Below are 14,733 nucleotides of genomic sequence, written 5' to 3' on the forward strand. Positions count from 1 at the left end.
GCGACGGCCGCGTCCGAATCGGACCCCGCCTGCTGCGGGGCCCGCCCCGGGAGACGGTCGCGGAGCCACTCGCCCGAACACATTGAGTGCCATCGACTCAAGCTTTGAACGATGCCGTCCGGGTGTCAAATCCGTCCGGCGAAAGTTGCGTACACCTGACTCAACTCTAGGACGGAAGGGTTTATTCCGGGGTCCGCGCAGAAGTCTCGCCCCGTCCATCGGCAGCCCGAGTGCGGGGGCGGTAGGCCCGCTCGCCTGGGCCGGCGTCCCTTCGGTCGGGCCCCTCATCCATCTGCCCCAGCGCGGAGAGGTCCTCGAGGTCGACCTCGCGGTCAACCGTCCCGTCTGAGCGTTCGCCTGGCCGTCGACCGCTCCCGTGCGGGCAGCGTGCGGGCCGAGAGCGGCGGAGTGCCGTCCCAGCGGCGTACCAGCCGCCAGCGGTCGACCACCGGCGCGTGCATGAGGCGCTCCGGCTCCGACCAGGGCCAGGTCATGAGCATCCAGACGACCGCGACGACGGCGATCTCGACGCCGATGTACCACGGCCATCCGCCCAGCAGGTCGAGCACGGAGAACCCCGCCGGCGGCCGGGAGAGGTACCCGTAGTTCGCCCCGGTGGCCGCGTTCACCGTCATCGCGACGACGGCCCAGCCGAGCGCCGCACCGTAGGCGACCCCGAAGCCGCGCCAGGTCGGGCGATAGCCGAGACCCCAGACGAGGACGATCGGCGCCCACAGGACGAGCGCGTGGAGGAACCAGTACACGGTGAACTCGAGCACGGGGTACTGCTCGTAGTTGAGATCCGGGGTGAGCACCGACTGGAGATTGAGCGTGAGGCCCCAGTAGTAGGTGATCGCGATCGCCCACCCGGCCCGGGTGATGAGGGCGACGGCGGTGACGATGCGGAGGACGTCGGAGTAGTGGAACGGCAGCGACTGCTCGATGGTCCAGTGCGCGGGAATCATCCCCCACAGCAGCCAGCCGACCGCGACGACGAGGAGCACCCATCCGGCGGCGCAGGTGACCCGGCATTCGGCACGGGTGCCGCGGACCCGGCGGGCGATGAGCACGAGCAGGATCGCGCCCACGGCGATGCACGCGAGCGCCGTGGCGTGCTCGGACCCGAACAGCGTCATCCGCGCACTCGACCCGTCCATTCCGCCGACACCCCCTGCCCGTCCGCTCACGCGGGGTGGTGAGCACGCCGCGTGAGCGATCTGTCGCTGTTCCCCGATTCTAGGCCCGCACCGCGCCGACCGCCCCGGGTGTCCGGTGCTTGCACTCTCCGCCACCGTGCACGAGAGTCCGAGGGAGGACAGATCTCGACCGACGACGGGACCGCGCATGACCGACCGAGCACCGCTCCCCCCTCCGCCGCCGCCCGGCGACCGGGGACAGGGTCCGCACTCCGTCCCGCCGCGCGCGCCCGCGCCGCACCTCGCGGGGCCGGCGCGGCACCCCGCAGGGCCCGTGCCGCATGCCGCCGGGCCCGCGCAGGCACCTCGGCGGGGGCCCTTCATCGGTCTCGGCGTCACGCTCCTCGTCCTCGGGGTGCTCGGCATCGGCGCGTCCGTGCTGATCTTCATCCTGCCGTTCGGCCTCTTCCTCCTGGGCGGGGGCGGGAACACCGAGGCCTTCGACGGTTTCGCAGCAGGCTTCCAGATCACCGCGCTCGTCGTCGCCGTGCTGAGCGTGTGCGCGATCGGCGGAGGGATCACCCTCCTCGTCATCGGCAGCCGACGCCGGTGAACCGGGACCTCCCGATGGACACCCCACCGGTCCCGCTCACCGACGTTCCGGTGATCCGCACCGATGTGCTCGTCGTGGGGGCCGGTCCCACCGGTCTCATGGCCGGCCTCGTGCTCGCGCGCGCCGGGGTCGAGGCCCTCGTCATCGACGCGAAGCCCGGCCCCACTCGGGAATCCCGGGCCGTGGCCGTGCAGGCGAGATCGATGGAGATCTACGACCAGCTCGGCCTCGCCGACCGGATCCTGAGCACATCCCACCTCGCCGAACGCGTCCAGATGGGCACTTCGACCGCAGCTCGGACCCTGCCCATCGAGAGGATGCAGGAGGCGGACACGCGATTCCCCGGACTGCGCGTGTTCGAGCAGAGTCGCAACGAAGCCCTGCTCGCCGAGGCGCTCGCGGAGGACGACCGGCCCGTGCGCTATCGCCACTCGCTCATTGCGCTCCTCACCGGCGCCCGGGCTGCCGATGCCGAGGTGCGGGCGCTCGTCAGCGATCCGTCCGGGCTCCTCGTCGTCGAGGCGAAATGGTGCATCGGCGCCGACGGCTCCCATTCCCCGGTCCGCGCCGCGATCGGGGCCACCTTCGACGGCGTCACGGACGAGGGCGACTTCTGGGTCGCCGATGCGCGCGTCTCCGCGGGACTGGTGCCCGGGATCGTCTCCATCCGCATGGGGCGCCGACTCCTCGCACTCGCGTTCCCGATGTCGGATGACGGCGACTTCCGACTGGTCGGCCTCCGCACCCCCGACATGGCCGACGCATCCGCCGTCACGGCCCGGCTGCGGACGGAATTCGGCATCGAGCTCGCCGCTCTCCGGTGGTTCTCCACGTACCGGATCCACCATCGGGTGGCCTCCGCGTTCCGGGGCGGGAGGGCCTTCCTCGCGGGCCACGCCGCGCACGTCCACTCCCCGGTGGGCGGCCAGGGGATGAACACCGGCCTGCAGGACGCCCACGACCTCGGGCTGTTCCTCGCCGACGTCGTCCATGGACGGGCCGATCCGTCGGCGCTCGACCGGTACGAGGCCGAGCGCCGCCCGGTGGCTCTCACCCTCGTGTCCGTCACCGACCGCGCCTTTCGGGCTGGTCGCCCGGCCGAACCGCCTGACAGCAGGGGCGAGGCGGATCGCCGCCGGAACGGTGTTCCCGCTCGCCTCCCGACTGGCCGGCTCCGCACTCGGGGCGCGTCTCGCCGGGTATCTGGGCCAGTACCGCATCCGGTACCCGATCGCGGGCCGGGCCGGTTCGGGTGCTGTCGGCCTCCGGCTGCCACCTGTGGATGACAACGCCGCTGCGCTGCGGCGGCTCTCGTGGCAGCTCCACGTCTACGGCGGAGCAGCGGAGCGACCCGCGGTGCCGGACTGGGTGGCAGGGCCGTTGACGTTCCCGGCGGATCCGCGCGGCCGGCTGCTCCCCGATCGCCTCCACCTCATCCGCCCTGATGGATTCGTCGCCGCCGCCGTACCGATGACGGAGGGCCGGGCCGATGCCCGGGCGCTCACTGCTGCGATGCAGGCCCAGGGGCTGCGCCTCTCGGCCGCAGGGTAGCCCGTCAGTCCGCGGGGTCGTCCGCCGGCACCTCGTGCGCACGGCATTCCCGGCTACCATGGCACGAGCGCCCGCGGCACCCGGCGGGCACCGCTCGCTCCGTAACGCTCGCCCCGACGCCAAGGACAGACCGTGGCCCCCGAAACGTCACCCCCGCACCCCGACCGGCCGGGCGCCCCCGGTTCCGCCGCGGACAGCGCTCCCCCTGCAGACGGCGCCTCGGCTGCCGACAGGACCACCCCGGCGGACGGGGAACCGACGGAGGAGCGCACGCCGCCCCAGTCCTGGGACGACATCAAGCCGTGGAAGGGCACGGCCACCGGAGTCGACAAGACGCTCCTGTTCGCGATCTTCGCCGTCCCCGCCTTCTACCTCATCATGATGCCGTTCCGGCCGTTCCTCATCGCGAACCAGCCGATCCTCCTCGAGTTCCTCACCGGTGCGAAGACCGCGATCGTCGGAGCTGCCGCCTTTGCGCGGATCGGTGAGTTCCCGCTCTGGCTCGTCATCCTCGCCGGATTCGTCGGCATGGCGAAGTTCGACTGGCTGTTCTGGCTCGCCGGCCGGCGCTGGGGCGACGGCATCCTCAACATCTTCACCTCGACCGAGCGCCAGCGCCGGCAGGTCGAGAAATTCCGGCGGATGCCCACCTGGCTCCTCTTCCTCCTCACCGTCATCAGCCGCCTGCCCGGGATCCCCGGCACCCTCGTGTGGCTCGTCGCCGGGTGGAGCGGCATGCGGCTGTGGTTGTTCCTCGTCGCCGACCTCCTCGCCTGCCTCATCGTCACCGTCGGCGTCGCGCTCCTCGGCTACTCGCTCGGCCAGGCCGCCGTCGACGTCATCCAGACGATCGACCGCTACGCGCTGTGGATCAGCCTCGGACTCGTCGTCGTCATCGCCGTGTGGTCCGGGATGCGGGCGAACCGGACCGCGAAAGACACGGAGGCCTGACCCGCTCGTCGCGCCCGTCCCGGCGCCGGGCCCAGGGGGATCCTCCTCCCGAGCCCACCCTTGACCGGGCACCCGGTGCCGGTCATCCTGAACCCATGGCCGCGCATTCGACGAACACCGCCGACACCCTCATCACCGTCGCCCCCGACACCCGCGCCACGCAGTCCCGGGCCCCGGACGTCGATGCGGCCACGCCCTCGGTGGCCGCCGGCCAGTTCGCGCTCATCGATGCCGATCCGTACACCCACACCTCGGACGAGGTGATCTTCACCGTGTGGGCCGACCGCCGCGGGATCGCCGAGGAGGACCGCAAGGCCGCGCGGGCGGAGTACTTCTCCAAGGACCAGGCGTGCCTGCGCACCTCGCCGCTCACCAAGACCCACGGCTTCGGTATCCACTCCGATGCGGGCGGACGCGTCGCCCTGGTCCCCATGGAGTCCGCTCGCTACGCGGAGCTGCTCGCCGACGACGCGGTGACGAAGCGCCCGGCGATGCGCGCAAGCCGCAGATGACCCTGGAATCCCGGGGTCTGTCCGCCGTATCCTGAGAACGGGCACCGGTCACCGCCGCCCGCACCCCGGCCGCGACGATGCGACAGCGGGGATCTCCCGGACCGAAGGAGCGATCATGCCGATCATCCGGACCGAATCCGATCTCGAGCAGCTCACGACCACCGTCGTCGGCGAGTTCGCAGCACCGCTCGAGGCGCTCTGGGAGATGTGGGCCGACCCCCGCCGGCTTGAGCGCTGGTGGGGACCTCCCGGCTTCCCCGCGACCGTCGACGAGCACGAGCTCAAGCCCGGTGGCATCGTCAAATACCACATGACCGGGCCCGACGGCACCGAGCATCCGGGATGGTGGCAGGTGCTCGCCGTCGATCCGCCCACCCGTCTCGAGTTCCGCGACGGGTTCGCCGACGACGCCGGAGAGGTGAGCGAATCCGGCCCGGTGACGGTGACGAACGTCGACCTCGAACCGTGCGGGAGCGGCTGCACCCGGATGACGATGATCGGACGCTACGCCTCGGCCGAATCCCTCCAGGAGGTCCTCGACATGGGCGCCCTCGAGGGGATGCGCCAGGCCGCCGATCAGATCGACGCGCTGCTCGCCGCACAGTCCTGACCCGCTCTGCGCACCCGCGCACTGCCGACGGCGCAGGGTCGATTACGATGACGAGCATGCCCCACGGCCCTGCGCCTCGCCTCCTCACCGCCTCCGGCTCGACGCCGTGGCGGCAGCGCGTGCACCGCACGCTCGCCGGCTGCGCGCTGCTCGCTCTCGCAGCCTGCTCCTCACCCGGAACGACCGTGACCGCCGACGGCGGTGCCGCGGAGCCCGCACCGACCCGGACCTCCGCGTCGGAGCCCATCCCTGCCCCGGCCCAGTCCGCGGCGAGCGACGCCCCGACCGAAGTGCCCACGACGGGCAGCGGAACGTGGGCGAGCAGCGAGGAGGCGATCGGACCCAACCGCGACGAGGGCCGGAGCTTCGCGGTCGCCGTCCGTGTCGAGGACGACATGCCGATCGACGTCGAAGCCGCCGCCGAGTTCGTCATCGACACCCTGCAGGACGAGCGCGGCTGGCAGGAGCTCGATGGCGTGGCATTCGAACTCGTCGTCGATCCCGACGAGGCCGATTCGGTCATCAGCATCGCGAGCCCGGACACGGTCGATCGGATGTGCGCCCCTCTCATCACCAACGGCGAGCTGTCGTGCCGGAACGGACCGAACGTCATCCTCAACGCCAAGCGCTGGATGCTCGGCACCGACGAGTTCGACGATCTCGAGGTGTACCGGCAGTACCTCGTCAACCACGAGGTGGGGCACGCGCTCGGCCACGGACACGTGAGCTGCCCCGGCCCGGGCGAACCGGCACCCCTCATGCAGCAGCAGTCCAAGGGGCTCGACGGGTGCGCGCCGAATGCCTGGCCGACGATCGCATGAAACCTGCCGCATTCGCCTCCTCCGGTGTAAGGTGGAGGCCTGCGAGAACATGTCGAATCTCGCAGTGTTCCGCGCACCTCCTGTTCCTCGGCCACCGATGACCGGGCGGACGATCGCACCCGCCGACCGGCGGCGAACCGAGCGATCACAATCCGCTCAAATGTTACTAATCAGTAGATTGTCGGGTCGGGCGGGTGTACAGTGACCGAGAATGTCCACGACTCCAGCAGACCGCAGTCGGTTCCGATCGAACCGCAGCCGGTCCCTCCGCATCCGCGGGTACGAAAGGCCATGACGTGTTCACCAGCGCCGAAAGCGGTACCACGCGCCCCAATCCCGTATGGAAGCGCATCCATGACGACCTGAGCTCGCGCATTTACTCCGGCGAGTTCACCGACGGGTTCCCCGGGGAGGTCCAGCTCGCCGAGGACTACGGTGTGAGCCGCGGCACCGTTCGCCAGGCACTGCGACCGCTGCGCGATGCGGGGGTCATCATCTCCCACCGGGGGCGCGCACCCCAGGTGCAGACCAGGGATCCGTGGACGGCGAGCGGTCCGGACTACACTCTCCTTCCTCCGCTCGAAGGCGATCTGTCGATCGGGACGACCCGCACGCGCGAGCAGCGGACCGAGCTCAACAAGGACGCCGCGGCCAAGCTCGGCGTGGAATCGGACACCGCTCTGCTCCACCTGGCATGGACCTACTGCTCGGACGACGGACCGGTGTCCGTCGGGGACAGCTGGATCCCGCTGCGCTTCGCCGAGCCGATCGCCGATCTCGACTTCTCGACCACGAGCCTGTACCGGGAGCTCAGCGTGGTGTGCGGGATCAGCGTCGACGGCGGATCCGAGACCATGCAAGCGATCACCGCCGATGCAGAGCTCGCCGCGGAGCTCGAGTGCGAGGTCGGAGCCCCGGTCCTCGAGTACAGCCGCCTCTCGTTGTCGGGCGACACCCCGATCGAGTACCGCACCGGGGCGATCCTCGGTGAGGCGATGTCCGTCACCCATCGCTTCTGACCTCGCTGCCGGTCCACCCCCCGGGACCGGAGCCGTCCGGGTTCCGACCGCTGGGCGCCGCCTCGGCCGTCTGCGATCCGCCTGCTCAGGCCCCGTCCCTGCTCGGCAGCTCGAGCCGCCGACCCGTCCACCCCTCTCTCAGCCGCAGGTCATGGGAGGCGACGACCACCACCCCCGGATAGTCCGGCAGCGCGGCCTCGAGCTGGGTGACGACCAGGAGCGAGAGGTGGTTGGTCGGTTCGTCGAGTAGCAGGACGTCAGGCGGGTCGGCGAGCACGAGCGCGAGGGCGAGGCGCCGCCGCTGGCCGCCGCTGAGCTCGCCGACCGGCCGGTTCTCGTCCCGCCCGGCGATGAGCCCGAAGGTCGACAGGGGCACGCGCGCGGCCATCTCCTGCCCGAGCCCGTCCGCATAGACCTGTGACGCGCTGCGCCCGCAGCCCTCGCCGCGCGGGTCGGGCAGCTCGGTCGACTGGGCGAGGAATCCGACCCGGAGGCCGCGTGCTCGGTGCACGGTCCCGCTCGTCGGCTCGAGCCGGCCGGCCAGAACGCTCATCAACGTCGACTTCCCCACCCCGTTCGCTCCGGTGACGAGCCACTTCTCCCCCGCTCCGACGGTCAGCGAGGTCGGTGCCAGCCGCCCGTCGATCGCGACCGCCGAGGCGGTGAGGACCGCGCCCGAGGCGGCGACGACCCGGCCCGCTCCGGCGCGGACCGGATGGGCGGCGCCAGCACCCCGGCCGGCGGTCTCCGTCTGCGCGCTCCGGGCGCTCCCGGCCCGCGACCCGGCGAGCAGACCGCGGAACCACAGCTGCGCCGGGGGCTTGCGGATCTGCTCGGCCTCGAGCTCGGCGAGGCGGGCCCGCGCGCTGCGCAGCCGCCGGGAGACCACCGCGGCGTTGCGGTCGGCGTAGAACTTCCTCGCTGAGCGCGCCTCGGTCCGGGGACCCCGCCCGGCATGCCCGACGGTGCCGCTGTCCGCCACGGCCGCCCGCAGGCGCGACAGCTCCTCCTGCTCATCGCGATGCTGCTTCTCCCAGCGGTCCTGTGCATCGAGCCGCGCGAGCACGTAATCGGTGTAGGAGCCGGTGAACCGGGTGACACCCACTCCCGCACCGACGTCTCCCCCGGTGAGCACTCCGGTGAGGGCGTGCGGCAGCGGTGAGGGATCGAGGTCGACGAGGTGGCCGACGGTCGCGTCGAGGAACGCACGATCATGGGAGGCGAGCAGCACGACGCCGGACCAGGAGCGCAGGGTCCCGGTGAGGTGCCGGGCGGCGGAGTCGTCGAGGTGGTTCGTCGGCTCGTCGAGCAGCAGCACGTCCGGTCGGCTGAGCAGGAGCCAGGCGAGCGACAGTCGCGACACCTGTCCGCCGGACAGGTCGCCGGTGGGACGGTCCCGGGGGATGCCGGCGAGCCCGAGCCCCGCGACCGTCGCCTCGACGTGCGCATCGACCGACCACACGTCGAGCCGCCGAGCCCGTTCGAGCGCGGAATCGTATTCCGCGGCGGCCTGCGCATCCCCGGGCCGGCGCGCGAGGGCCGCCGCCGAGGCGTCGACCGCTGCGGCAGCCGCGCGCAGGGGTGCCACCGCATCTTCGAGAGCATCACCCACCGCGGTCCCGGCCGTGAATGGCGGTTCCTGATGGAGCAGGCCGATCCGTGCCGCTCCTCCGGGGACGCGGGCGGCGACCGCGCCGGAGTCGGGGGCGAGATGCCCGGCGGCGATCCGGAGCAGCGTCGACTTCCCGGTGCCGTTCTCGCCGATGAGACCCACCGGCGATCCGGCGGGCACGGTGAGGGTGATGTCGGTGAGCACCCGGTGGGAGCCGAAGGAGTGGGAGATCCCGTCGAGGCGCAGATGGGCTCCGCGGTTCGGCGAGGACGAGGGGAACGAAGAGGATGAGACTGACATGATGACCCATGCAGACGTCGATGGTCCCGCCGGGCGCACGGCCGCAGCGCGGGAGGGGGCGACATCAGCTCTTCATGGTCACCCAGTGTAGCGGGCGGGACCGAGCAGGCCGGTCACAGCGCGGCCGGCCCGGTCGCACAGCACGTTCGGACGCGCCGTGGGCTCAGGCGCGCAGGGCGAGTGCGAAGGGCAGGACGGCGGCGGCCCCGGCGCGACGGAGCTCTCGGGCGGCCGCGGTCATCGTCCAGCGGGAGACGATCTCGTCGTCGACGAGCAGCACCGTGCGGCCGTCCACCGCGGCGGCGAGCTCAGGGCTCACCGCGAAGGCGTCGTGGACGTCGCGCACCCGGAATGCGCTGTTGACGTCGGGACTGCCGGCCGCCCGGCGGGCGATCAGCGGGCCGGCGTCCTCGAGCCGACCGACGCGCGCGAGCTCCGCGGCGAGCGAGGCGACCGTCGCGGGACGGCGTGCGTTGGGGACCGCGACGACGACTTCAGGGCGGGTGTCCCAGTTCCAGTCGGCGAGCACGCGGACGCAGTGCTTCCCGATGTCCGACGGCACGGGCCGGTCCTCCGCACCGGGGTCGAGGAACTCGCGGAGGAGCTGACCGGGACCGAGGTCGGTGAGCCGGGCGACGACTCGACCGACCTCGCTCCGCTCCCCCTCCGGGATCCGGCCCTTGAGCTCGACGCCGATCGACGGCAGTCCCGTCGGCCAGGACACCCGGGGCTCCACCGGCAGTCCGACGGCACTGAGCACCGAGCGGGCGGCCGTGCGACCGGATTCGGACACCGCATCCGACCACCACTGACCCGCGCAGGTGTCGCACCGCCCGCAGTCCGCGGCCTCCGGATCGTCAAGCTGTTCGGCGAGGAAGCGCATGCGGCAGCCGGCGGCGGCCTCGTAGTCGAGCATCGCTGCGGCCTCGCGCCTCCGGGCGGCCGCGACGTTCGCATAGCGCTCCGCGTCGTAGGTCCACCCGCGTCCGGTGGAGACGAAGCCGCCGGCCACCCGGTCGACCGCGCCGTCGACCTGGAGAGTCTTGAGCAGGAGATCGAGGCGGGACCGCCTGACCCCGACGAGGGTCTCGAGACGGGGAACCGACAGGGGTGCGCCGCCGGCATCCGCGAGCGCCGCGAGCACGGCGGTCGCGTCATCCTCCTCCGGCATCGAGGCCGTCGCGAAGTACTCCCAGATGTCCTCGTCCTCCGCACCGGGCAGCAGCAGGACATCGGCGGACTCGGTGGCGCGGCCGGCACGGCCGACCTGCTGGTAGTACGCCACGGGCGAGGAGGGTGCACCCAGGTGGACGACGAATCCGAGGTCGGGCTTGTCGAAGCCCATCCCCAGGGCCGAGGTCGCGACGAGCGCCTTGAGCCGGTTCGCCTTGAGGTCGCCCTCGAGCCGCTCCCGCTCCTCCGGATCCGTGCCGCCGGTGTACGCGGCGACGTCCCACCCGGAGTCGCGCAGGGCACGGGCGGTGTCCTGCGCGGCGGCGACGGTGAGCGTGTAGATGATGCCGGAGCCGGTGAGATCGCCGAGGTGCTCGGCGAGCCACGCGATGCGTACGCTCGGCGGGCGGACGGGTGCGACACCGAGGCGCAGCGAGGCCCGCGACAGGGGTCCGCGGATGACGAGGGTGTCGGTGCCGAGCTGGTCGGCGACATCGTCGACCACCCGCGCGTTGGCCGTCGCCGTGGTCGCGAGGACGGGGAGATCCCCCGGCAGAACCGCCAGCAGGGCACCGATGCGCCGGTAGTCCGGGCGGAAGTCGTGGCCCCAGTCGGAGATGCAGTGGGCCTCGTCGACGACGATCATCCCCACCTCGGTGAGCAGGTCTCCGAGCACGTGGTCGCGGAACTTCGGATTGGTGAGACGCTCCGGGGAGATGAGGAGGACGTCCACGGCACCGGCGCCGAGGTCCGCGAGCACCGAGTCCCATTCGGTGACGTTGGAGGAATTCAGGGTCACCGCGTGCACACCGGCGCGGGCGGCGGCCTCGACCTGGTCGCGCATGAGCGCAAGCAGCGGGGAGATGATGAGGGAGGGACCGCGGCCTGAGGCGCGGAGGAGCTTCGCCGCGACGAAGTAGACCGCGGACTTGCCCCACCCGGTGCGCTGGACGACGAGCGCGCGACGTCGCCCGGCCACGAGCGCCTCGATCGCCTCGAACTGCCCCGGATGGAAGGCGGCGTCCTGCCGTCCGGTGAGCTCCCGCAGTGCGGCGAGGGCCTGGGTGCCGAGTGCGCTGTCCATGCCGCCGAGTCTAGGAGGGGGCACGGACACGGGTGCCATGACCCCGGACCCGGCGTAGACTGCCGGTCATGACCGACACCGACACCCGCCCGGTCGTCTCGACCGCGCATGTCACGACCGATCGCCCCGGCCGCTACGCCAAGCAGCTCGTGTCCCACATGGGCCGGAAGACCCAGGCCGCCTGGGACCCGGAGACCGGGAAGGGCACGATCGAGTTCGCCGACGGCGCCGTCCTCGCAACCCTCACCGACCGCGCCGACTCGCTCGACATCGAGATCACCGCCCCGGCGGACTCCGTCGAGCGCTTCGAGGGGGTCGTCGGTCGGCACCTCGTGCGGTTCGGCAGCCGCGACGAGCTCGTGTGCACCTGGACGCGATCGGACGGCTCGCCGGGCACCGAGCAGCGCCACACCGGCGACGAGGGCTGACCCGCCGGGCTCAGCCGGCCTGCGACTCCAGGCTGTCGCGGATCTGCTCCGCTGCGGAGACGAGGTCCTCCTCCACGTCGGGGTTGACGGTCGACACCCCGATGAGGGAGATGAGCGCGGAGCCGACCGGCAGGTGGACGAAGGTGTTCGTCACCTCGACCCCCTGAAACCCGACTTTCATGTCATAGGCCGTCGCTCCCTCGATCCCGACATCGACGGGCTCGATGCTCGACTCAGCGGGGCCGCCGGTACCCTCCATGTCGATCGTCATCGTCGCGCACGGTGCGACGAGACTTTCCTGGGCGGTGATCGCCTCCTCGACCGCTTCGCTCGAGTCGAGTGCGATTCCGCCGGCGCTCATCCCCGAATCCTGCGCGATCCCCACGACGCCGGACGAGGAATCCGGCATATGGCCCACCGCCTCCTCATACGCGGTCGCGCATTCCGCCGGCTCGATCCCGACCTCGCTGGGATCGAAGCTGAAATCCCCGAGATCGCTCGACTCGCTCACCGAGAACGACGCCCCGTCGAGATCCACGGACTCGATCGCGGTGCGGATCTGATCATCGGTGTACACCGTCTCCGGCTCGCCGCCGATCGCGGCACCGGACCCGGAGTCGTCCGCCTCGGCGCCCTCGGCGCTCGACTGCTCGTCGGCCGCACCACCGCCCGCGTCGCCGCCGCCGGAGCAGCCGGCGAGGACGAGCGCGGAGCCGAGGACGGTCGCGGTGAACACGGGGCGGAGGCAGGAGGGGAGGCGCATGGCGGTTCCTTTCGAGCGCCGGGCGGGAGCCGGCAGGGGGTGGTCCTCCTCAGGCTACCCTCGGCCGGTTCGGCGGCGGACCCTGCAGTGTTCCGATCCGAGCACACCACCGGATCCCCGGCCCTGCACTCGAGCCGGCAGCCCGGGCATGAACCCGACCCGCTCCGCTCGGTCGCCGCCAGGGATCAGATGTTCCGCAGCGAGAGCTCGCCCTGCTTCTTCGCCATGACCACGATGGCGCCGATGGACAGCACGAGGACGCCGATCCCGATGAGATCGAGGAGTCCGTCCGGGGTGAGGAAGAGGATCGAGCCCGCGACGAGTGCGATGCGCACCACCCACGGGACGACGACCATGAGGAATCCCTCCGCCGCGACGGCGAGGAGGAGCACGCCGACGGTCGCCGTGAAGACCACCTGGACCGCCTCGAGCACCTGGACGTCCTGCATGAGGAGCACCGGGTTGTAGACGAACACGAACGGCACCACGTAGCCCGCGAGCGCGAGCTTCATGGCGGCGAATCCGGTGCGCATGGGATCGCCCCCGGACAGGCCCGCCGCCGCGAAGGCCGCGAGCGCGACCGGCGGGGTGATATTGGCGAACAGTCCGAAGTAGAACACGAACAGGTGGGCGGCGAGCGGTTCGACGCCGAGCTGGGTGAGGGCGGGGGCCGCCATCGTCGCGGTGATGATGTAGGCCGGGATCGACGGCAGTCCCATGCCGAGGATGATGCAGGCGAGTGCGGTCATGATGAGGGTCGGCAGGAGGAAACCGCCGCCGATCGTCACGATCGCGTTCGCGAGCTTGACGCCGAATCCGGTCTGCGTCGCGACGCCGACGATGATGCCCACGCAGGCACAGGCGACCGCGACGGACACCGCGGTGACCGCACCGTCGCGGAGCGCGCCGATGATGTCGCCGAAGCCCATCCGGGTGGTCTTCCGGAGCATCGCGACGGCGACCGTGACGAAGACCGTGGTGACCGCGGCGAAGAGGATCGTGAAGCCGCTGAAGAACAGCATGTAGAGAAGGTACGCGAGCGGGATGAGGAGGTGGCCGCGCTCCTTGATGACGTCCCAGACGAGCGGCAGGTTCTCCCGCGAGATCCCCTTGAGGCCCAGTCGGGTGGCCCGGAGGTGCACCTGCGCGATGATGCCGAGGTAGTACAGCAGCGCCGGCACGATCGCGACGAGGGCGATCGTCCGATACGGGATGCCCAGCGTCTCGGCCATGATGAAGGCCGCGGCACCCATAATCGGGGGCAGGATCTGCCCGCCGACCGAGGCCGAGGCTTCGACTCCGCCGGCGAAGTTCGGCTTGTACCCGATCTTCTTCATGAGCGGGATGGTGAAGGCGCCGGTGGTGACAACGTTGGCGATCGCGGAACCGTTGATCGAGCCGAGGAAGCCCGAGGCGATGACGGCGACCTTCGCCGGCCCGCCGCGCGTCTGGCCGGCGAGCGCGAGGGCGATGTCGTTGAAGAACTGTCCCATGCCCGACCGCTGGAGGAACGCGCCGAACAGGATGAAGAGGAAGATGTAGGTCGAGGACACGCCGACGGCCGTGGAGTACACGCCCTCGGTAGTGGTGAGCATGAAGTTGAGGATCGTGTCGAAGTCGTAGCCGCGGTGCCGGAACAGGCCCGGCATGGACCGCCCGTAGTAGTCGTAGAGGACGAAGAGGATCGCGAGCGCGGGCAGGATCCAGCCGGTGAGCCGCCGGGCGCCTTCGAGAACGACGAAGAGGAGGACGCCGCCCATGACGACGTCGATGGTCTCGAACCGTCCCCCGCGCGCGACGATCGTCTCGTAGTTCGTCGCGAGATAGATCGCCACCGAGGCCGAGGCGGCGATGAGGATCCAGTCGAACCACGGGATGGTGTGGCGCTTCTCCTTCTGGTACGGGCGGTAGATCGCGAATGCGAGGACGAGGATCGCGGCGACGTGGATGCTGCGGTGGACGAGGGTGGGCGGGGTGCCGAGCAGCGCGGTCCACACGTGGTAGACCGACAGGCCGACGGCCACGATCGTCACCGGCCACTTGAGGAACGTCGTGTCGACGTCGCGGGTGCGGGATTCGCGGTCGTACTTCTCCAGCGTCTCCTGGTCGACGACCTCGGCCTCGGCGAGGGGCTGCGGATTGTGGCTCATGGGATTCGCT

General features: G+C 71.2%; 14 protein-coding genes. 9 read left to right on the forward strand and 5 right to left on the reverse strand.

The features are described from left to right. Nucleotides 1-332: 332 nt before the first annotated feature. The gene (locus C1A17_RS08525) at nucleotides 333-1,136 is read right to left on the reverse strand and encodes a YwaF family protein (protein WP_245873601.1); all 804 of its coding nucleotides are present in this window, start codon (nucleotides 1,134-1,136) and stop codon (nucleotides 333-335) included. 334 nt (nucleotides 1,137-1,470) lie between these two features. Between C1A17_RS08525 and C1A17_RS08530 the strand changes: the two genes are divergently transcribed. From C1A17_RS08530 to C1A17_RS08565, 8 genes are all read left to right on the forward strand, one after another. After that, a complete protein-coding gene (locus C1A17_RS08530; protein WP_146000612.1) occupies nucleotides 1,471-1,749 on the forward strand; it encodes a hypothetical protein in 279 nt (92 codons plus the stop codon). A gap of 14 nt (nucleotides 1,750-1,763) precedes the next feature. Continuing rightward, nucleotides 1,764-3,035: an FAD-dependent monooxygenase gene (locus C1A17_RS08535; protein ID WP_146000613.1), complete on the forward strand. Its 1,272-nt coding sequence runs from the start codon at nucleotides 1,764-1,766 to the stop codon at nucleotides 3,033-3,035. Beyond that, nucleotides 3,028-3,300, forward strand: coding sequence for a hypothetical protein (locus C1A17_RS08540; RefSeq protein ID WP_146000614.1), 273 nt, complete (start codon nucleotides 3,028-3,030; stop codon nucleotides 3,298-3,300). The genes C1A17_RS08535 and C1A17_RS08540 overlap by 8 nt, the downstream gene beginning before the upstream one ends. A gap of 132 nt (nucleotides 3,301-3,432) precedes the next feature. Continuing rightward, entirely contained in the window at nucleotides 3,433-4,251 is an 819-nt protein-coding gene (locus C1A17_RS08545; protein WP_245873602.1) for a DedA family protein, read from the forward strand. A 95-nt stretch (nucleotides 4,252-4,346) separates the two neighbouring features. Next, nucleotides 4,347-4,763: a DUF6157 family protein gene (locus tag C1A17_RS08550; protein WP_101652608.1), complete on the forward strand. Its 417-nt coding sequence runs from the start codon at nucleotides 4,347-4,349 to the stop codon at nucleotides 4,761-4,763. Between the two features lie 115 nt (nucleotides 4,764-4,878). Next, complete coding sequence (locus C1A17_RS08555) at nucleotides 4,879-5,373, forward strand: SRPBCC family protein (RefSeq protein WP_101652609.1); 495 nt, start codon at nucleotides 4,879-4,881, stop codon at nucleotides 5,371-5,373. A 56-nt stretch (nucleotides 5,374-5,429) separates the two neighbouring features. Continuing rightward, nucleotides 5,430-6,194 carry a DUF3152 domain-containing protein gene (locus C1A17_RS08560; protein ID WP_101653601.1) on the forward strand — a complete coding sequence of 255 codons (765 nt, stop codon included), beginning with the start codon at nucleotides 5,430-5,432 and terminating at the stop codon, nucleotides 6,192-6,194. A 296-nt stretch (nucleotides 6,195-6,490) separates the two neighbouring features. Beyond that, entirely contained in the window at nucleotides 6,491-7,213 is a 723-nt protein-coding gene (locus C1A17_RS08565) for a GntR family transcriptional regulator (RefSeq protein ID WP_180953253.1), read from the forward strand. A gap of 85 nt (nucleotides 7,214-7,298) precedes the next feature. On the opposite strand, the gene C1A17_RS08570 is transcribed toward C1A17_RS08565, so the two are convergent. Together C1A17_RS08570 and C1A17_RS08575 are read right to left on the reverse strand one after the other, a co-directional pair. After that, on the reverse strand, nucleotides 7,299-9,125 hold the full coding sequence (locus C1A17_RS08570) for an ABC-F family ATP-binding cassette domain-containing protein (RefSeq protein WP_101652611.1): 1,827 nt from the start codon (nucleotides 9,123-9,125) through the stop codon (nucleotides 7,299-7,301). 163 nt (nucleotides 9,126-9,288) lie between these two features. Then, entirely contained in the window at nucleotides 9,289-11,382 is a 2,094-nt protein-coding gene (locus C1A17_RS08575; RefSeq protein ID WP_101652612.1) for a RecQ family ATP-dependent DNA helicase, read from the reverse strand. A gap of 68 nt (nucleotides 11,383-11,450) precedes the next feature. Here C1A17_RS08575 and C1A17_RS08580 point away from each other — a divergent pair, with 68 nt between their 5' ends. Then, a complete protein-coding gene (locus C1A17_RS08580) occupies nucleotides 11,451-11,810 on the forward strand; it encodes a DUF2218 domain-containing protein (protein ID WP_101652613.1) in 360 nt (119 codons plus the stop codon). Between the two features lie 10 nt (nucleotides 11,811-11,820). On the opposite strand, the gene C1A17_RS08585 is transcribed toward C1A17_RS08580, so the two are convergent. Both C1A17_RS08585 and C1A17_RS08590 read right to left on the reverse strand, forming a co-directional pair. Next, nucleotides 11,821-12,573 (reverse strand): hypothetical protein, encoded by a 753-nt coding sequence (locus tag C1A17_RS08585; protein WP_101652614.1) that lies wholly within the window; start codon nucleotides 12,571-12,573, stop codon nucleotides 11,821-11,823. A gap of 185 nt (nucleotides 12,574-12,758) precedes the next feature. Next, nucleotides 12,759-14,723 (reverse strand): TRAP transporter permease, encoded by a 1,965-nt coding sequence (locus tag C1A17_RS08590; RefSeq protein WP_101652615.1) that lies wholly within the window; start codon nucleotides 14,721-14,723, stop codon nucleotides 12,759-12,761. Nucleotides 14,724-14,733: the final 10 nt, after the last annotated feature.

Origin of the sequence: Brevibacterium ihuae (assembly GCF_900184225.1) — a bacterium.
Taxonomy (GTDB): Bacteria; Actinomycetota; Actinomycetes; order Actinomycetales; family Brevibacteriaceae; genus Brevibacterium; species Brevibacterium ihuae.